Consider the following 18531-nt stretch of genomic DNA (forward strand, 5'->3'; position numbering starts at 1 on the left):
TCCCCTGAAGGGGGTGAGGGGTTAAGACCAATCCCGTCCAATCGCCGCCAAGATCATTCGCGCGACGCCTTCGGGATTTTCAAAAACGTCGCGATTGGCAAAGCGGATGACCTTGTAGCCTTTGCTTTCCATATAAACGGTGCGCGCGGCGTCATGGGCTTCCTGCCCGGCATGGCTGTCGCCATCGAGTTCGATGACAAGCTTGTGGCTGCGCGCAGCGAAGTCGGCGATGTAATGCGGCCCAAAGACCATTTGGCGGACGAATTTTATGCCCTCCAGCCTGCCACCGCGCAGGATCGACCAGAGCTTTGCCTCGGGCGGGGTTATTTCGGTTCGCAGCGTTTTGGCGTTCGCTCGGGTGCCGATATTGCGCTTGCTCATGTTACTCCCCCCTCTCCCTGGCGCTTCGCGCCTGTCCCTCTCCCCCTGAAGGGGGCGAGGGAAGTTCCGGATCTACATTATGCCTAAAAGAACCGATATAAAATCCATCCTCATCATCGGCGCTGGCCCGATCATCATTGGGCAGGCGTGCGAGTTTGATTATTCTGGGACGCAGGCTTGTAAGGCGCTGCGTGAGGAGGGGTATCGCATCATCCTCGTCAATTCGAACCCCGCGACGATCATGACCGATCCGGATATGGCCGATGCGACCTATGTTGAGCCGATCACACCCGAAATCGTGGCCAAGATCATCGAGAAAGAACGCCCTGACGCGGTGTTGCCGACAATGGGTGGGCAGACCGCGCTGAACGTCGCTTTGGCTTTGTTCAACGATGGCACGCTGGCGAAGTACGGCGTCGAGATGATCGGTGCGGATGCCGAGGCGATTGATAAGGCCGAGGACCGGATTAAGTTCCGCGACGCAATGACCAAGATCGGGCTGGAATCGGCGCGTTCAGGCATCGCGCATTCGTTGGAGGAGGCGTTGGAGGTGCTGGAACGCACTGGCCTGCCATCGATTATTCGCCCCAGCTTCACCATGGGCGGCACAGGCGGCGGGATTGCTTATAACCGCGACGAATTTATCAATATCGTCACTGGCGGGTTGGATGCTTCACCGACGACTGAAGTGTTGATTGAGGAATCGCTGCTCGGTTGGAAAGAGTTTGAGATGGAAGTCGTGCGCGACCGCGCGGATAATGCCATCATCATCTGCTCCATCGAGAATATCGATCCGATGGGCGTGCATACCGGCGATTCCATCACTGTTGCCCCTGCGTTGACGCTGACCGACAAAGAATATCAGATTATGCGTAACGCCAGCATCGCGTGCTTGCGTGAAATCGGTGTAGAAACAGGTGGTTCCAACGTACAGTTCGCAGTAAATCCCGCCGATGGCCGCCTGATCGTCATCGAAATGAACCCGCGTGTGTCGCGTTCGTCGGCGCTTGCGTCAAAGGCCACAGGCTTCCCCATCGCCAAGGTCGCGGCGAAGCTGGCTGTCGGCTATACGCTCGACGAGATTACCAACGACATTACCGGCGCAACGCCAGCGTCGTTTGAACCGACGATTGATTATGTCGTCACCAAAATCCCGCGTTTCGCCTTTGAAAAGTTCAAGGGGGCAGAGCCGCTTTTGTCCACGGCGATGAAGTCGGTTGGCGAAGTGATGGCAATTGGCCGCAACATCCATGAAAGCCTGCAAAAGGCGCTGCGTGGGTTGGAAACGGGGCTTTCGGGCTTCAATTATATCGATGCGCTCAAGGGCGCAACTAAGGATGAATTATCGGCGGAGCTCAGTCGTGCGACACCCGACCGTTTGTTGGTTGCAGCGCAAGCCCTGCGTGAGGGCATGAGCGTTGCAGAAATCCATGCCATCGCAAAGTTCGACCCATGGTTTCTGGAACGACTACAAGAAATCATCGCCGCCGAAAATGACGTTAAGACCAACGGTTTGCCCAATAGCCAAGAGGGGCTGCGCCGTTTGAAGGCCATGGGCTTTTCGGACAAAAGGCTTGCCTATCTCGCGGTGGAATCTGTCCACATGCGTCCAGGTATGGAAACGGCTATCCGCCGGGGTGCGGGCATTGCGATGCAGGCCGCACGCGCGATGGCAGGGGCAGTGACCGAAGACGAAGTGCGCGCGCTACGTCATAAATTGGGCGTGCGTCCAGTGTTCAAGCGGATCGACACCTGTGCTGCGGAATTTGAGGCAAAGACGCCGTATATGTATTCCACTTATGAGGCGCCAAGCTTTGGCACGCCGGAGTGTGAGAGCGCGCCTACGAACCGTGAGAAGATTGTCATCTTGGGCGGCGGGCCGAACCGCATTGGGCAGGGGATCGAGTTTGATTATTGCTGCGTCCATGCGTGCTTCGCACTTGCAGACGCTGGCTATGAAACGATCATGGTCAATTGCAACCCGGAGACGGTATCAACGGACTATGACACATCTGATCGGCTATATTTCGAACCGTTGACGGCGGAAGATGTTCTCGAAATCTTGCACGTAGAGCAGCAGAATGGCACGCTGAAGGGCGTTATTGTCCAGTTCGGTGGGCAGACGCCGTTGAATTTGGCAAAGGCGCTTGAGGCGTCGGGTATTCCCATTTTGGGCACATCACCCGACGCGATCGATTTGGCCGAAGACCGCGAGCGCTTTGCCGTGCTGATTAACAAGTTGAAACTAAAACAGCCCGAAAACGGTATCGCGCGCAGCCGTGAAGAGGCGATCAAGGTCGCTGAGACCATTGGCTACCCCGTGCTGATGCGGCCATCTTATGTGCTTGGCGGACGCGCGATGGAAATTGTCGATACGCAAGCGCAGTTGGAAAATTACATTCAAACAGCGGTGATCGTCTCTGGCGACTCGCCGGTTTTGATTGATAGCTATTTGCGCGACGCGATTGAGGTTGATGTTGATGCCTTATGCGATGGCGATGAAGTTGTTGTCGCTGGCATCCTGCAACATATAGAAGAGGCAGGCGTGCATAGCGGCGACTCTGCGTGCACCATCCCACCATATAGCCTGCCTGCCGACATCATTGTGGAAATCCGCCGCCAGACCGAATTGCTTGCGGTCAATCTGCATGTGCTTGGCCTGATGAACATCCAATTTGCGGTGAAAGACGGCGAAGTGTACCTTATTGAGGTTAATCCACGGGCATCGCGCACCGTTCCGTTTGTCGCTAAAGCCATTGGCGCGCCAATCGCCAAGATCGCCGCGCGCGTTATGGCGGGTGAGAAGTTGAAAGATCTGCCGCCCATCAACCTCGACATTGATTATATCGCGGTGAAAGAGGCGGTGTTCCCCTTTGACCGCTTCCCTGGTGTTGATCCCGTGCTGTCGCCCGAAATGAAGTCAACGGGTGAAGTCATGGGCATTGACCGTGATTTTGCGACGGCCTTTGCCAAATCGCAAATCGGCGCGCGAATGCCACCGCCGATGAGCGGGAAGTTGTTCGTATCCGTCAAAGATACCGACAAGCCCGTGATTGTTCCTGCGGTCCGTAAGGCTATCGCATGTGGTTTCACCGTCTGTGCGACTGGCGGCACTGCGGATTATTTGCTGGCGCAGGGCATAGAGGTTGAGCGCGTGAACAAGGTTGCGCAAGGCCGCCCGCACATTGTCGACAAGATTAAAGATGGCGAAATTCAGCTTATCTTCAACACGACCGAAGGTTGGCAAAGCCTTAAAGACAGTGAAGAAATTCGCCGTTCCGCGCTTGCGGGTAAGGTTTCGCAATATACGACAGCTGCGGGAAGTGTGGCGGTTGCACAGGCGATTGCCGCACTGCAACAACGGCAACTTGAAGTTCGGCCACTTCAAGACTATTATTAACAAGCGCAGTATCTTTCCCCGACAATTGAACTGCATATCGGATGGGTGGTTAGCACGCGTCCGGTCGGGATATTTTTGTGACGAAGGGTTTTTGCCTGATGGCGAGTTTTGAGAAATATCCGATGTTGGCCGAAGGCTATGAAAAGCTGACGACCGACCTGAAGCGCCTTCGTGACGAACGTCCGTTGATTGTGGAAGCAATTGAGGAAGCGCGCGCGCATGGCGATCTGTCGGAAAATGCCGAATATCATGCTGCCAAGGAACGTCAGGGCCAGGTTGAAGCCGCGATTTCGGACATTGAGGACAAAATTGGTCGTGCGCAGATCATTGATCCTTCAACGCTTTCGGGCAACAAAATTGTCTTTGGCGCGACCGTTAACTTGTTAGATGAAAATGATAAGCCCGTGCGCTATCAGCTTGTTGGCGAGACCGAAGCCGACGCAAAAGCGGGCCGTATTTCGTATAATTCGCCATTGGGCCGCGCCCTAATCGGACGCGTTGTCGAAGACGAAGTTGAATTGACGGTGCCATCCGGCGACAAATATTATCTCGTATCGAAAATCGAATTTATCTGATCATGCGCTTCGGCGGGAAACTTCAAACGGCCTAATATGCAGTTTCCGCGTGGCCCTGTTACCAACGGATTGGTGGTCATCAATTTGGTGATCGCAGTTATATTGCTGGTTCCGTCTTGGTGGCAATATGCGGTGATATCGGGCGGGCTATTCCCGATCCGCTTAAGCAGCGGTAGCGGGGCATTTTCAGATGTCGGGTTCTTGGTTCCAGCGTTTTTGACGCCACTATCGGCGGCGTTTCTGCATGGCGGTGTCACGCATGTGGTGATGAACATGCTGATGCTTTTGCTCATCGGTAAGATGGTGGAGCGCATATTGGGCGGTGGGCTCTATCTCACGCTTTACATCGGATCGGCTTATATGGCTGCTGCTATGGAGTGGGTCGCGTCATTCATGGCTTGGCCCATGTCTTTGGACATGATGGCGCCTGCCATTGGCGCAAGCGGCGCGATTTCCGGGATTATTGGCGCTTATGTTCTGCTGTTTCCGAACAAAAAACCAAAGGCTTGGGGACCAATCCCTGCTGACTATGCCCGGCCATTGCACTTAAACATCGCCTGGGCGGGGTTAAATCTTGCACTCGGTTTTGTAGGGCCCAGCTTGGGAATCGGTATCGCAATATGGTCACATATTGGCGGGTTTATCGCTGGATTATTGCTGGCGCGGCCATTGTTATTTTGGCGGTATCGGCACGCATAACCGGCGCTAGGTGCCGTTATCAGCTTTCGGGCTGCAAAAGCTTGTGCAAATGCACCACAACATATTTCATTTCGGCATCATCGACGGTTCGCTGCGCGCGCCCCGCGCCATGCTTCCTCAGCACTGGCGTAATCGGGAAACATGCCGATAATGTCCAAATTTTCGAGGTTGGTAAAGTTTAACGTTTGCGGGTTGTCAACGCGGCCGCCAAAAACTAGATGTAATTTCGTATCGCTCAAACAACTATCCTTAACTTTTTTCCTTGGCCGCGTCTGTAGCAGCCTGACCGGCGGCCTTTACAGCGAGAGCGGCCTTGCTGACAAGCTCTCTGAATTGTGCACGCATCGCTTCGCCATTTAGCCCAAGCGTGTCCACTTGGGTCATGCCCGCAACTTTTGCAGCTTCGGCTACTTTGCGTGCTTTTTTGTTCAATTTCTTGCCTGTCTTGCCCAATACTTTGGTCTCGCGTTCGGTCCGTGGCAAGAGCGCGCCGACGATCGCACCAATGGCAATTCCGCCCAATACAATGGCCAGCGGGCTTTTATCGACACTCTCAATCGTTTTATCTTTTGCCTGGCGTGCAATCACCTTCGACTGCTCTACGCCGGTAGCTGCAGCATCTTTGCTTTTTTCAAATGCCACCGAAGCCTTGTGACGCGCCGCAGCGCGTGAACGTGCGGTCTTCGCTTTTGCGCTATCAGTTGCGGATTTGATGCTGTCGCCAATCTTGCTCATATATCGTTCCTATATCATTTGCTGGTGGGCGTTTTGCCTTTACTTTGCCGCAGCTTCGAAATCCAACGCGAAATCGGACCGCGCGTCGCAATTAACAAGGCACTTACCCCAATAACACCGATGACGGGGGCATTGTTCTTCGCAATTTGAACTGTCTCATCTACGATCTGTTTGGTTTGGGTGGTTTGACGTTCGACCAACCGTCGAAGTTGATTGCGTGGATTAAGGGCATCACGTGTGACGGCCAAGCTGTCTTTGAACCTACGCCGCAAATACCGCCGCTCAGCGTCGGACACAATTACGCTTTTACGGTCAGTGGTAACAGGTTCTTCAGGTAAGATCGTCGGCATTTTTCTGCATTTCCGGGAAGTAAACTTTCCGCATCCATTTTCGGGCCAATAGTGCGAAAATTATGCCGATGACTATAAAGCTTATGGTGACCAGCAAGGTTGCCGCCAATGGACCGATTAATGGCGAAAGGGTAAGGACCAGCCCGAGCACCAGCGCAATGGACGCTCCGCCAAATGCGAGGGCCGCGATTGCGCCATATTGGAACGACCAGCGGAATATGTTGCGTGTGTAATCTAGCCGCGACCGATGATAGCGCATTTCTGCCTTCACCATTGCACGCAGATCCTCCATAACCAACGCAACCTGTTCGCTTGCGCTTGGTTCAATCGGCGGTACTACGTCTTCCAACGCTTGGAGCTGAGGTTCGTCGATCTTCATCTTACCCGCTTATCGGCCATATGCGGCATTTTGCAATGCCGCCTGTGTTGCTACTTAGGTGTCTTTACCGCCCGAACGGACTAGACGCGCCAAAACAAAGCCAATTGCGGCAGCGGCGCCAATGGCGACAGCAGGGCTTTTGCGGACGAATTGTCGTGCATCTTCTGCCAACATATCCACATCCTTGGCGTCCATTTTGTCGGCGAAGCCATCAACCATGTCGGCTGCGCTACGGGCATAGTCGCCATATTGCTTTCCAACATTATCGTCGATGGTGCCAGCGCTATCGCGGATAAGCTTGCTGATGCTGCCAACGGCCTCAGTAGCGCGATCCTTACCTTTGGTTGCTGCCGCGCGGACGCTGTCGGTGGCTTGGGCCTTAAAATCATTCATATCCGATTTGACCTTTGATTTGACATTGTCGGTCTTGCCTTGGGCTGGTTGCGCCTTTGCTTCGGCCTTTGGCGCAGCGGTTTTGGCTTTGGTAGTCTTGGCGGCTACCTTAGCAGCAGGCTTGGCTGCTGTTGGCTTAGTGGCTGCTTTCTTGGCGGCTGCGGGCTTTTCGGTCTCGGCCATAAGAATGACTCCTTTTGAACAACTGGGGCGAAAGAAATTGTCTTGCTACCCACGGATATTTGTATTGCGGGTGCCTTAGTCAACTATAGCACCGCAAATTCAGTTTTAAAATCGATATGTCGGAGCATCGTTGCCAAAACCCGATCACAAGGATAGACGCGCTGGCATAACTCCACCTACGCACAAACGGACTATTATATGACTGCTATCCTTGACATCCATGCCCGCCAGATCCTCGACAGCCGAGGAAACCCGACGGTTGAAGTTGATGTTGTGTTGGAGGACGGCTGTTTCGGCCGTGCGGCGGTCCCATCCGGTGCCTCGACAGGTGCATATGAAGCCGTTGAAAAGCGCGATGGCGATATGTCCAAATATATGGGAAAGGGCGTGCTTCAGGCGATTGAGGCCGTCAACGGACCAATTTTTGAAGCCTTGGTCGAACTGGACGCGGAGGAGCAGGAAAATATCGATGCGGTCATGATTGATCTTGATGGCACCGACAATAAATCGAACCTGGGTGCAAATGCTATTTTGGGGGTCAGCCTTGCGGTAGCCAAAGCAGCGGCGGACGCACGTGGGCTTCCGCTCTATCGCTATGTTGGTGGCGTAAATGCCCATGTTCTGCCAGTACCGATGATGAATATCATCAATGGCGGGGAGCATGCCGACAACCCGATTGATTTTCAGGAATTCATGGTCATGCCCATCGGCGCTGGCTCAATTGCGGAAGCTGTGCGCTGGGGCTCGGAAATTTTCCATACCTTGAAAAAGGGCCTGCATGAGAAGGGTCTGGCAACGTCGGTTGGTGACGAAGGCGGCTTTGCCCCTAATTTGGCGTCAACCCGTGATGCGTTGGATTTCATCATGGCGTCGGTGGAGAAGGCGGGATTTACAGCAGGCAAAGATGTTGTCTTGGCTCTGGACTGCGCTGCGACCGAATTTTTCTGCAACGGCAAATATGAAATATCGGGTGAGGGGCTATCGCTGACGCCGCATGAAATGGCCGACTATCTCGCGGCCTTGTGTAAGGACTATCCCATATTGTCGATTGAGGATTGCATGAGCGAAGACGATTTTGAAGGTTGGAAAGCTATCACTGACAAAATTGGTTCAGAGGTGCAGTTGGTGGGTGATGATTTGTTCGTTACGAACCCGGAGCGCCTGTCGATGGGTATCGGCAAGGGACTTGCAAACTCCTTGTTGGTTAAGGTCAACCAGATCGGTACTTTGACAGAAACACTGGCTGCCGTCTCGATGGCGCAGCGTGCGTCCTACACAGCCGTTATGTCGCACCGTTCGGGCGAGACTGAGGATGCAACGATTGCCGACTTGGCCGTGGCAACCAATTGCGGTCAGATCAAAACCGGAAGTCTCGCGCGCTCGGACCGGTTGGCCAAGTATAACCAGCTTATCCGCATCGAAGAGGAGCTTGGTGCATCTGCCATATATGCCGGTCGGGGTATTTTCCGCTGACCGTGATATCCTTGCCAACCCGTGTAAAATATGATTCAGTCTGAGCATGGCCCGAGGCAATAAAAAACCGGATTATATGAAGTCAGTGGTTGGGCCCGCCTTGGGGCTTCTGGCTTTGCTCGGCATCGCGTCATACGCGTTGCTGGGTCCGACTGGGATCCTTGCATGGACCGACTATCGCGCCGCGTTGAGTGAGCGTAAAATTGAGTTGGCAAAATTGCAGAAAGAACGCGACGCGTTAAGAAATCGGCAGCTCTTGTTGGATCGGGACAATGTCGACCCGGACCTTGCGGGCGAACTCATGCGTAAAGAATTGAACGTTGTTGCCCCTGACGAGGTTGTTGTTCCGTTAAAGTAAGGCGCTGGCCGTCACATGAATAGCTATGCAGAGCTTTCCGTTGCGGAAAAGCGCTTTTCACCGAGGCTGATTTTGACTAGGCGGCGTCGTATTCGCGTATAAAAATTCCACCAAAGGAAATGATTTTGGCCACCACCCCAGCGAAAAAATCTACTTCCAAAAAGGCAAGTGTCAGCGAAGACGCGGCGCGTGCCAATCGGGAGCGTCCGACCGAGCCAGTGCCGTATAAAGCGACAAAGGAAGAGCTTTTGAAGTTCTACCGTGAGATGTTGCTGATCCGGCGGTTCGAGGAAAAGGCGGGGCAGCTTTACGGTCTGGGTCTGATAGGTGGCTTTTGCCATTTATATATCGGGCAAGAAGCCGTCGCGATTGGGCTTCAATCTGCGCTGACGCCCGGTAAAGACAGCGTTATAACCGGGTATCGGGACCATGGCCATATGCTGGCTTATGGCATTGACCCGAATGTCATCATGGCCGAGCTGACCGGCCGCGCCGCGGGCATATCAAAGGGCAAGGGCGGATCGATGCACATGTTTTCGACCGAACATAAGTTTTACGGCGGACATGGGATTGTTGGCGCGCAGGTATCGCTGGGTGCTGGCCTTGCTTTTGGGCATAAATATGCGAACGATGGCGGCGTGTGCCTTGCCTATTTTGGCGACGGGGCATCCAACCAAGGGCAAGTATATGAGAGCTTCAACATGGCGGAGCTGTGGAAACTGCCCATCATTTTCGTGATCGAAAATAACCAATATGCAATGGGCACCAGCGTCAACCGCGCGTCTTCCGAGGACCAGCTTTACCGCCGCGGTGAGAGCTTCCGCATCCCTGGTATTCAGGTCGACGGCATGGATGTGCTTGCCGTGCGCGGCGCGGCCGAAGTTGCGCTGGATTGGGTGCGCAGCGGTAAAGGACCTGTATTGTTGGAAATGAAAACCTACCGTTATCGGGGCCATTCCATGTCCGACCCTGCCAAGTACCGCAGCCGTGACGAGGTCCAGTCGGTCCGCGACAACAGCGACCCGATTGAAGGTTGCAAGGCCTATCTCACCGAAATGGGCGTAAGCGAAGACGCGCTTAAGGTGATTGAAAAAGAGATTCGGAAAATTGTGAATGAGTCCGCCGATTTTGCCGAAACTTCGCCAGAGCCCGACTTTGCCGCACTATATACTGACGTTCTGGTGGAGCAATATTGATGGCAATCGAACTTAAGATGCCCGCGCTGTCACCAACGATGGAAGAGGGCACCTTGGCCAAATGGCTGGTGAAAGAAGGCGATAGCGTCAAATCTGGCGATATTCTTGCCGAGATTGAAACCGATAAGGCGACGATGGAATTTGAAGCTGTGGACGAAGGCGTGATTTCGTCGATCACCGTTGCAGAAGGGACCGATCGCGTCAAAGTCGGCACGGTTATTGCGTTGATTACGGGTGAGGGAGAGGAACCTGCGCCTGCGCCTTCTCCAAAACCAGTCGCATCAACCCCAGTCGAGATGCCGATACAAAGTGCGCCAATCCCAACTATGTCGGATCTTAAGCCTATAGTATCCAGTTCTGCTAACGCGAACGGCAATATGCAATCCGTCACCTTACGCGAAGCCTTGCGCGATGCGATGGCCGAGGAAATGCGCCGCGACGACCGCGTGTTTGTAATGGGTGAGGAAGTCGCCGAATATCAAGGTGCCTATAAGGTCACGCAAGGCCTGCTCGAAGAATTCGGCGCACGCCGGGTCATTGACACGCCTATCACGGAATATGGCTTTGCTGGCGTTGGCGCGGGGGCGGCAATGGGCGGTCTAAGGCCAATCATCGAATTCATGACCTTTAACTTTGCTATGCAGGCGATTGACCACATCATCAACTCAGCAGCCAAGACGAACTATATGTCGGGTGGTCAAGTGCGATGCCCTATTGTGTTTCGTGGGCCAAATGGTGCCGCCGCGCGCGTGGGCGCGCAACATAGCCAGAATTATGCACCTTGGTATGCCAGTGTGCCGGGACTGATTGTGATTGCGCCATATGACGCCGCTGATGCCAAAGGTCTGTTGAAAGCGGCTATCCGTTGCGAGGACCCGGTCGTATTCTTAGAAAATGAATTGCTCTATGGTCGCACCTATGAGGTTCCTATGGGCGATGATCATGTCCTACCCATTGGCAAAGCGCGCGTCATGCGTGAAGGAACGGATGTAACCATCGTCAGCTATTCTATTGGCGTTGGCCTCTCGCTTGAGGCGGCGGATAGGCTGGCTGAAGACGGGATTAGCGCTGAGGTCATCGACCTGTGCACCATTCGTCCCCTCGACAAGTCGACGGTTTTGTTAAGTCTTGCAAAAACCAACCGCTTGGTCGTTGCCGAAGAGGGCTGGCCAACATGTTCGGTTGGTAGCGAAATTCTGGCAATATGCATGGAAGAAGGCTTCGACGATTTAGACGCACCGGTTTTACGTATCACGAACGAGGACGTGCCCATGCCCTATGCGGCAAATCTGGAGAAGGCGATGCTATTGAACGCGGACAAGATTGTGGCTGGCGTTCGCAGAACGTTGGGCGTCTAATCGCGCAGTAACCACGCCTTGAAATTAGTAAGCTCTCGCAATATTGACAGTGGGCCCGCTACCTACGAAGCGCGCATAGAATGACGGACTCTGTTTTGGAGTTGGCGCCGCCCGCCCGGTTGGCAATTGCTTATGCGCCGTCAGACGTTCGGTCTGCACTTGCGCTGCTTTTGCAAATTGACAACCGCTTTGCCGAGATATTGCGCAATGCGCGTGAGCCGATGATCGCACAAATCAAGATGGCGTGGTGGCGCGAAGCTTTTGCCAGCGCAGCAGACGCGCGACCGAAGGGGGAGCCATTGCTGCAAGCGCTTAACGAAGCGGGCGATCGCATTCCGTTACGCGCACTTGAGGCGCTGGCGTCGGCGTGGGAGCAGTTGCTGGGCAGTGAGAAGTTCAGTCAAGATGTCATCGACGTCCATACCGAATTGCGCGCCGAGGCGATTTTTCTGACCTATGCGGGTTGGGTGGGCAGTGTGCAGGATATGCGGCCCATTGGGAGGTGCTGGGCGCTTGAAGCGTTGCGCATGCCTTTTCCAGAGCGTGTTGCAGGCTGCAATGTGCCGCACGCGCCATTACCAAAGGCACGGGCATTACGTCCATTATCGATTTTGACAATGTCCGTGCGGACAGTATCAGGACCAAGATTGATTTTACATGCGTTAACAGGGATATAGGTATAAGCTCCGCTTGCTATGCATCAATAAGGAGGCGGTTGCAGTGCAACGTATGTTGATCGGCGGCGTTGCTGCCTTATGCATGGCGGGTGGCGGACTATTGGTCTGGCAGAGCATGGCCACGGAGCCGTCGCTTATCCCTGCGCCGCCACCGCCCGCTGCTATATCCGACACGCTGCCAGTCGCCGGGTCCGATGCGCCTAATTTTGGTCCTGCGCACCCACCCCACCGGAGGTGCCTAAAGCCAGCCGTGAGGAGATGCGTTTCAACCGATATGAAGGCAATAAGGATGAGCTTGTCTCACGCCTTGAAATGATGGGCAGCGGACCAAGGCTTTCAAGGCGCTGGATACCGATGGCAATAATTTGCTGACGTTTGAGGAATGGGCTGCGGCCACTGATCAGCGCTTTGCTGCTGCGGATGGTAACAAGGATCAGCTTTTGACGCGCAAGGAGTTCGCACGGACCCGGCCCAAGACAGCCGCCAAGCCGGGATGTCGTTGCTAGGTCCTAACGCTAGGCTGCGATGGCCTGACTGGTGATCCAGCTGTTTAAGTCAGCCCGCGCCCTGCCGGTCATCGCCGCTTTGCGCGATTTCTTATGAACTTTTTCGTCAAGCGGCGCGAATAGGCCAAAATTGATATTCATGGGTTGATAATCGTCGGCCAGTGCGTCGCCCGTGATATGGCCAAGCAATGCACCAAGCGCCGTGGTGGATGGTGGTGCAGTAACCGTGCGCCCGGTCAATTCCGCTGCCGTCATCATGCCAGCCATCAAACCAACGGCGCTGCTTTCAACATAGCCTTCGCAGCCGGTAATTTGCCCTGCAAAGCGGATATTCGGCGCGGATTTTAAGCGAAGCTGACGGTCCAACAATATGGGCGCGCGAATAAACGTATTGCGGTGTAGCCCGCCAAGCCGGGCAAATTCGGCTTCTGCGAGACCGGGGATCATGCGGAGCAATTCAACTTGCGCTTTATGTTTCATCTTCGTTTGAAACCCGACCATGTTCCATAACGTGCCTTGTTTATTGTCTTGTCGCAATTGCACCACAGCATGCGCCCAGCGGCCAGTTCTGGGGTTGTCGAGACCAACAGGCTTCATGGGGCCAAAGCGCAAGGTGTCTAACCCGCGCGATGCCATAACCTCAATCGGCATGCAGCCTTCGAAATAGGGCGTGTTGGTTTCCCATTCCTTGAACTCCGCTTTCTCCGAGTCCAGCAAACCTTGGTGAAAGGCGCGATATTGCGCCTCGTCCATCGGGCAGTTTATGTAATCCTTGCCTTCGCCCTTGTCCCAGCGCGAGGCGTACCACGCAATGTCCATGTCGATGCTGTCATGGTAGACAATGGGTGCAATCGCATCGAAGAAAGCGAGACGGTCTTCGCCCGTTTTCGCCATGATGCTCTCCGCAAGGTTTGTTGCGGTCAATGGGCCAGTGGCGATGATCACTGGCCGGTCGGATGGAATGACGTCCACGCGCTCGCGGACGATTTCGATGTTAGTCTGGCTCTCCAGATGCTGGGTAACGGTTTGGGAGAAAACATCGCGATCAACCGCGAGCGCTGACCCTGCGGGCACCTTGGCCACTTCGGCGGCTTGCATGATGAGTGAGCCCAGATCGCGCATTTCCTGATGCAGAAGGCCAACGGCATTGTTTTCGGCATCGTCCGACCGGAAACTGTTGGAGCACACCAGTTCAGCCAAGCCATTGGTTTGATGTGCTGGCGTCATGTCCCCCGATCCGCGCATTTCCGACAGCCGCACGCGCATCCCCCGCTGGGCCAATTGCCATGCCGCTTCGCAGCCTGCGAGACCGCCACCGATAACCTGGACATCATAATTTATGCTCATGATTGCGCGGCTATCAAAAATCTTTGGCGCTGCACAGGCAAAAGCGCCAAGATGGGCTATGGGATTTACAACTAACTCTTCAGGCGGCGGGACGATCTTGCGGCCATCGCTGGTTCCGCCGCCCTCTGACGCCCACAAATATAGCCGTGGGCATGCGATGGTCTGGAGCGGGCCGGTCTTGCACACTGGTGCTTCGAGGCTCTCTGCACAGGCGGCATTGGCGGTGGGGGCTGGCTTGGTCACTCTTATGGGTGAAAAAGCGGCGTTGGTTGAACAGGCCGCGCGCGTCACCGCGATCATGTTGCGCGAAACCGATATGTCCTTTTCCTGCGTCGATGATCGCGTTACCTCCTGTGCCATTGGTCCGGGGGCAGGGGCATCGGTTCGGCAGGCTGTCCTCCAGATCCTGAGCCTCAATGTCCCAACTATACTTGATGCTGATGCACTGACGGCCTTTGAAGGCGACCCAGCCACCTTGTGCGGTGCAACGCGTCCGACGGACGTGATGACCCCGCATATTGGCGATTTCCTTCGCCTTTTCCCGGACATCCCAACCGATAATCGTGCGGACGCCGCGCGTCGCGCAGCGGATCGGGCACAATGTGTTGTGCTGCTGAAGGGTTATGAAACTTGGGTTGCTGCGCCCGATGGCCGCGCGTTGGTGAACCGCCATGCGTCACCTTGGCTGGCGACTGCCGGATCGGGAGATGTGCTAACCGGGCTGATTTGCGGGTTGGTAGCGCAAGGGGTGCCAGCGTTTGACGCGGCCAGCATAGCGGCATGGCTGCATGGCGATATTGGCGCACGCGGCGGACCGAGCCTAACCGCAGACAATATGATTAGCCATATTCCGCTTGTCTTGCGCGGGTGTTTGCACGATGCATCGGAACATGGCTCAGGATCTCGCACATAAACGCCCTTATTTGCTCGGCAGCTTGATTGCCGGCATCAGCTTTCCTGCGACGTGGCTATTCCTGCCGATTGAAGGCGGGTTATACGCCATGGTCTGGAAAATGGCGGCGGTCGGGCTGCTGGTGCCATTTGCGTTGCGTCGTCATCATCAGGGCGAATTTATCCTGCTGGCGATAATGCTCGCATTTTATGCGCTGGGGGACGGGCTAATCGAACTTAGCATGGTCGCCGGGGCCTTGGCCTTTGCCGCCGGACATTTGGTGGCGATGCTCATCTATTTTCGTCACCGCCGCATTGGCGCGGCATTCAGCCAAAAGTTGCTAGCCGCCACTTTATTGTTGGCCACGCCTGTCATTGCGTTTTCCCTTCCGCCTACCCAAGATGAGGGAATTCAGGTGGCGGCCTATAGCATCATCCTCGCGGCCATGGCGGCTATGGCATGGAGCAGCAATTTCCCGCGTTACCGCGTCGGTTTTGGTGCGATATTGTTTGTGGTGTCCGACCTGCTGATTTTTGCAGAGCTTGGTCCATTAGCAGGTTCGACGATGACAGGAATTGTCATCTGGTATATTTATTATTTCGGTGTGTTAATGATAACAGTCGGTGTTGCCCAGACATTGGTCAAGCGCGGGCATTTTGCCGATGGAGAAGAGCGCGACTGAATTGGCAACGATTAAGAAGGCCAATAAGGGAAGAGGTTACCCTTCGGCTCCGCATTTCCGTCACCCTGAACTTGTTTCAGGGTCTATCGTGCCGCAAAGACCTTCGTTTAATGCTGGCGAATGGACCCTGAAACAAGTTCAGGGTGACGCAGGCTTGTTTCAGGGTGACACAGCATTTGTTTAAAGTAACAGTGGCTTGGGCTACTCAGCTATCGGTGTATCTGTATCCGCGCCTTCGCCTTCAGTGCCGTTCTCGGCATCATCCTCATCGCTTTCGTCAATTTTGGCCGCGCCGACCACATGTTCATTTTCGTCGACATTGAACAAGCGCACGCCAGCGGTTCCGCGACCCAAGACGCGCAAGCTGTCGAGTGGCATGCGGATCAATTTCGCCTGATCGGTCACGAGCATCAACTGATCGCCCTTTGTTGCGGGGAAGCTGGCGACAACTTGGCCATTGCGTTCGATATTGTCGATATTGGTGATGCCCTGGCCACCACGTCCGGTCCGGCGATAGCCATAAGCCGATGACAATTTGCCATAGCCATTGGCGCATACGGTAAGGATGAACTGCTCACGCTCCGCCAGTGCGGCGATGCGTTCGGCGGTCATCGTTGGCTCGCCTTCCTTCTCCGGCTTCCAAGGGGCAAAGCGCAGATAATCCTCACGCTCTTCGCCCGAAGTACCAACGCGTTTGAGGATGGAGAGCGAGATAACCGCATCGCCTGTTGCCAATTTCATGGCACGCACGCCAGTCGACGCGCGGCTTTGGAATTCGCGGATATCGTCAGCAGCAAAGCGGATAGCTTTACCATAGCGGCTTGCGAGTAGGATATCGTCTTCGGCGCTCAAAAGCTCAACGCCGATCAATTTGTCGTCGGCATCTTCGCCTTCGAACTTCATCGCGATTTTGCCGTTGCTTGGCACATTGGCAAAGGCGTCCATGCTGTTGCGACGGGCATAGCCCTTTGACGTCGCAAATACGACGCTCAGGCCGCCCCATTCGGCTTCATCTTCGGGCAAGGTCAAAACGTTGGAAATGACTTCGCCTTCGCCCAGTGGCAGCAAGTTGACCATGGGCCGACCACGTGTGGACGGGCCGCCTTCGGGCAGCTTCCATACCTTCAGGCGATAGACCTTACCAATGTTGGAGAAGAACAATACCGGCGTGTGCGTGCTGGTTACAAATAACTCGGTAACGGCATCCTCATCCTTCGTCGCCATACCGGCGCGGCCCTTGCCACCCCGGTTTTGCGCGCGGAATATCGCCAAAGCGGTACGTTTGATGTAACCGCCATGGGTGACAGTAACGACCATTTCCTCACGCTCCATAAGGTCTTCGTCGTCCAAGCCATCCCAGCTTGCCGTGATTTCGCACAGGCGTGGGGTGGAAAATTCGGCGTCAATCGCGACAAGCTCTTCGCGCAGAACAGCGTATAGTCTTACGCGATCACCTAAGACAGCGAGAAACTCGGCGATGCTCTCGGCAAGCCCCTGAAGCTCCTTACCGATTTCGTCACGGCCAAGCGCCGTTAGGCGATGCAGGCGCAATTCAAGAATGGCGCGCACCTGAAGCTCCGACAATTGGTAGCTGTCGCCAGTAATCTCGGTTTCGACCGCTTCCACCAATTTGATGTAGGACGCGATTTCGGCGATTGGCCATTTGCGCGCAATCAAGGCTGCGCGCGCTGCGGCGGGGCTGGCGGAACCACGAATGATCCGCACGACTTCGTCCAAATTGGTGACCGCAACGACAAGGCCAAGTAACAAATGCGCGCGTTCGCGGGCCTTGTTCAGCTCAAACTTTGTCCGGCGGGTAATCACTTCTTCGCGGAAGCGAATGAACGCTTCAATAATGTCGCGCAGGTTCAACACTTCGGGTCGGCCGCCACGAATGGCGAGCATATTGGCGGGGAAGCTCGATTGCGCCTGCGTGTGACGCCACAATTGGTTGAGGACAACGTCAGTGGTGGCATCGCGCTTTAGGTCGATAACAATGCGCACGCCCTTGCGGCTGGATTCATCGCGAATGTCGGAAACGCCCTCTATACGCTTGTCTTTTGCGGCTTCAGCGATTTTCTCGACAAGGCCGGACTTGCCGACCTGAAACGGAATGCTGGTCAGCACGATGGAACGGCGGTCGCCTTTTCCTTCTTCAATCTCATGCCGTGCGCGTTGCATGATGGAGCCCTTGCCCTCACGATAGGCGGCACGTGCGCCGCCAGTGCCGAGGATCAGCGGAGCGGTGGGAAAATCGGGGGCAGGGACGATTTCGATGAGCTCGTCGATGGTGATGGCGGGATTGTCGATATAGGCCAAGCACGCCTTGATCACTTCGCCCAGATTGTGCGGCGGGATGTTGGTCGCCATGCCAACGGCAATACCGCCAGCGCCATTGACCAACAGGTTCGGGAAACGCGCGGGCAGAACCTGCGGCTCTTCACGGCTGCCGTCATAGTTGGGTTGGAAATCAACCGTGTCCTTATCGAGATCATCCAGAAGTGCGTTGGCGACCTTGTTCAACCGCGCCTCAGTGTAGCGCATTGATGCGGGCGGGTCGGGGTCCATCGACCCAAAGTTGCCCTGACCATCGATCAACGGCACGCGCATCGACCAATCCTGAGTCATCCGCGCTAGTGCGTCGTAAATGGCGCTGTCGCCATGCGGGTGATAATTGCCCATCACATCGCCGACGATCTTCGCCGATTTGCGATAGGGCCGCCCGGCGACAAAGCCGCCTTCTTGGCTAGCGAACAAAATCCGGCGGTGAACTGGCTTTAAACCGTCGCGTACATCGGGCAAAGCGCGCGATACAATAACCGACATCGCATAATCGAGATAGCTCGACTTCATTTCATCGACAATGTCGACAGGTGAAATGTCCGATGGGTCCAAGGTAACTGTGTCGTCGGTCACGCCGCGATAATCCTTATATTTTTATAATCGA

At 55.0% G+C, this 18531-nt stretch carries 18 protein-coding genes and 1 pseudogene; 11 read left to right on the plus strand and 8 right to left on the minus strand.

Annotated features, from left to right (window positions below; translation table 11 throughout):
* Positions 1-21 precede the first annotated feature (21 nt).
* On the minus strand, positions 22-381 hold the full coding sequence (locus Q0N43_RS05865) for a DUF559 domain-containing protein (RefSeq protein WP_295443877.1): 360 nt from the start codon (positions 379-381) through the stop codon (positions 22-24).
* Positions 382-460: 79 nt separating this feature from the next.
* Between Q0N43_RS05865 and carB the strand changes: the two genes are divergently transcribed.
* The 3 genes from carB to Q0N43_RS05880 all read left to right on the plus strand — a co-directional run bounded on the left by carB (position 461) and on the right by Q0N43_RS05880 (position 5055).
* On the plus strand, positions 461-3781 hold the full coding sequence (gene carB, locus Q0N43_RS05870; protein WP_295443881.1) for a carbamoyl-phosphate synthase large subunit: 3321 nt from the start codon (positions 461-463) through the stop codon (positions 3779-3781).
* A 98-nt stretch (positions 3782-3879) separates the two neighbouring features.
* Positions 3880-4356, plus strand: coding sequence for a transcription elongation factor GreA (gene greA / locus Q0N43_RS05875; RefSeq protein ID WP_295443884.1), 477 nt, complete (start codon positions 3880-3882; stop codon positions 4354-4356).
* A gap of 36 nt (positions 4357-4392) precedes the next feature.
* Positions 4393-5055, plus strand: a complete 663-nt coding sequence (locus tag Q0N43_RS05880; protein WP_295443887.1) for a rhomboid family intramembrane serine protease — start codon at positions 4393-4395, stop codon at positions 5053-5055.
* 19 nt (positions 5056-5074) lie between these two features.
* Here Q0N43_RS05880 and Q0N43_RS05885 read toward each other — a convergent pair.
* From Q0N43_RS05885 to Q0N43_RS05905, 5 genes and pseudogenes are all read right to left on the minus strand, one after another.
* Positions 5075-5294, minus strand: a pseudogene (locus Q0N43_RS05885) (DUF4170 domain-containing protein).
* 10 nt (positions 5295-5304) lie between these two features.
* On the minus strand, positions 5305-5790 hold the full coding sequence (locus tag Q0N43_RS05890) for a hypothetical protein (RefSeq protein ID WP_295443890.1): 486 nt from the start codon (positions 5788-5790) through the stop codon (positions 5305-5307).
* A gap of 14 nt (positions 5791-5804) precedes the next feature.
* A complete protein-coding gene (locus Q0N43_RS05895; protein ID WP_295443892.1) occupies positions 5805-6140 on the minus strand; it encodes a hypothetical protein in 336 nt (111 codons plus the stop codon).
* Complete coding sequence (locus Q0N43_RS05900; protein WP_295443894.1) at positions 6121-6519, minus strand: phage holin family protein; 399 nt, start codon at positions 6517-6519, stop codon at positions 6121-6123. The genes Q0N43_RS05895 and Q0N43_RS05900 overlap by 20 nt, the downstream gene beginning before the upstream one ends.
* A gap of 54 nt (positions 6520-6573) precedes the next feature.
* Positions 6574-7095, minus strand: coding sequence for a hypothetical protein (locus tag Q0N43_RS05905; RefSeq protein ID WP_295443897.1), 522 nt, complete (start codon positions 7093-7095; stop codon positions 6574-6576).
* A gap of 198 nt (positions 7096-7293) precedes the next feature.
* Between Q0N43_RS05905 and eno the strand changes: the two genes are divergently transcribed.
* From eno to Q0N43_RS11500, 6 genes are all read left to right on the plus strand, one after another.
* On the plus strand, positions 7294-8568 hold the full coding sequence (eno, locus tag Q0N43_RS05910; protein WP_295443900.1) for a phosphopyruvate hydratase: 1275 nt from the start codon (positions 7294-7296) through the stop codon (positions 8566-8568).
* Between the two features lie 46 nt (positions 8569-8614).
* The gene (locus Q0N43_RS05915) at positions 8615-8926 is read left to right on the plus strand and encodes a septum formation initiator family protein (RefSeq protein ID WP_295443903.1); all 312 of its coding nucleotides are present in this window, start codon (positions 8615-8617) and stop codon (positions 8924-8926) included.
* Between the two features lie 125 nt (positions 8927-9051).
* On the plus strand, positions 9052-10122 hold the full coding sequence (gene pdhA, locus Q0N43_RS05920; protein ID WP_295443906.1) for a pyruvate dehydrogenase (acetyl-transferring) E1 component subunit alpha: 1071 nt from the start codon (positions 9052-9054) through the stop codon (positions 10120-10122).
* On the plus strand, positions 10122-11480 hold the full coding sequence (locus tag Q0N43_RS05925; RefSeq protein WP_295443908.1) for a pyruvate dehydrogenase complex E1 component subunit beta: 1359 nt from the start codon (positions 10122-10124) through the stop codon (positions 11478-11480). Before pdhA ends, Q0N43_RS05925 begins: the two co-directional genes overlap by 1 nt.
* Before the next feature lie 80 nt (positions 11481-11560).
* Positions 11561-12157, plus strand: a complete 597-nt coding sequence (locus tag Q0N43_RS05930; RefSeq protein WP_295443911.1) for a squalene/phytoene synthase family protein — start codon at positions 11561-11563, stop codon at positions 12155-12157.
* 344 nt (positions 12158-12501) lie between these two features.
* A complete protein-coding gene (locus Q0N43_RS11500; RefSeq protein WP_366845949.1) occupies positions 12502-12663 on the plus strand; it encodes a hypothetical protein in 162 nt (53 codons plus the stop codon).
* Positions 12664-12672: 9 nt separating this feature from the next.
* On the opposite strand, the gene trmFO is transcribed toward Q0N43_RS11500, so the two are convergent.
* The gene (trmFO, locus tag Q0N43_RS05940; RefSeq protein ID WP_295443915.1) at positions 12673-14010 is read right to left on the minus strand and encodes a methylenetetrahydrofolate--tRNA-(uracil(54)-C(5))-methyltransferase (FADH(2)-oxidizing) TrmFO; all 1338 of its coding nucleotides are present in this window, start codon (positions 14008-14010) and stop codon (positions 12673-12675) included.
* Between the two features lie 58 nt (positions 14011-14068).
* Here trmFO and Q0N43_RS05945 point away from each other — a divergent pair, with 58 nt between their 5' ends.
* Both Q0N43_RS05945 and Q0N43_RS05950 read left to right on the plus strand, forming a co-directional pair.
* Positions 14069-14923: an NAD(P)H-hydrate dehydratase gene (locus Q0N43_RS05945; protein WP_295443918.1), complete on the plus strand. Its 855-nt coding sequence runs from the start codon at positions 14069-14071 to the stop codon at positions 14921-14923.
* Positions 14901-15584, plus strand: a complete 684-nt coding sequence (locus Q0N43_RS05950; RefSeq protein ID WP_295443921.1) for a lysoplasmalogenase family protein — start codon at positions 14901-14903, stop codon at positions 15582-15584. Before Q0N43_RS05945 ends, Q0N43_RS05950 begins: the two co-directional genes overlap by 23 nt.
* A gap of 201 nt (positions 15585-15785) precedes the next feature.
* Here Q0N43_RS05950 and gyrA read toward each other — a convergent pair whose 3' ends face one another.
* Complete coding sequence (gene gyrA, locus Q0N43_RS05955; RefSeq protein ID WP_295443924.1) at positions 15786-18500, minus strand: DNA gyrase subunit A; 2715 nt, start codon at positions 18498-18500, stop codon at positions 15786-15788.
* Between the last annotated feature and the right edge of the window lie 31 nt (positions 18501-18531).

It is taken from the genome of Sphingorhabdus sp. EL138, assembly GCF_945882965.1.
Classification (GTDB): Bacteria; Pseudomonadota; Alphaproteobacteria; order Sphingomonadales; family Sphingomonadaceae; genus Sphingorhabdus_B.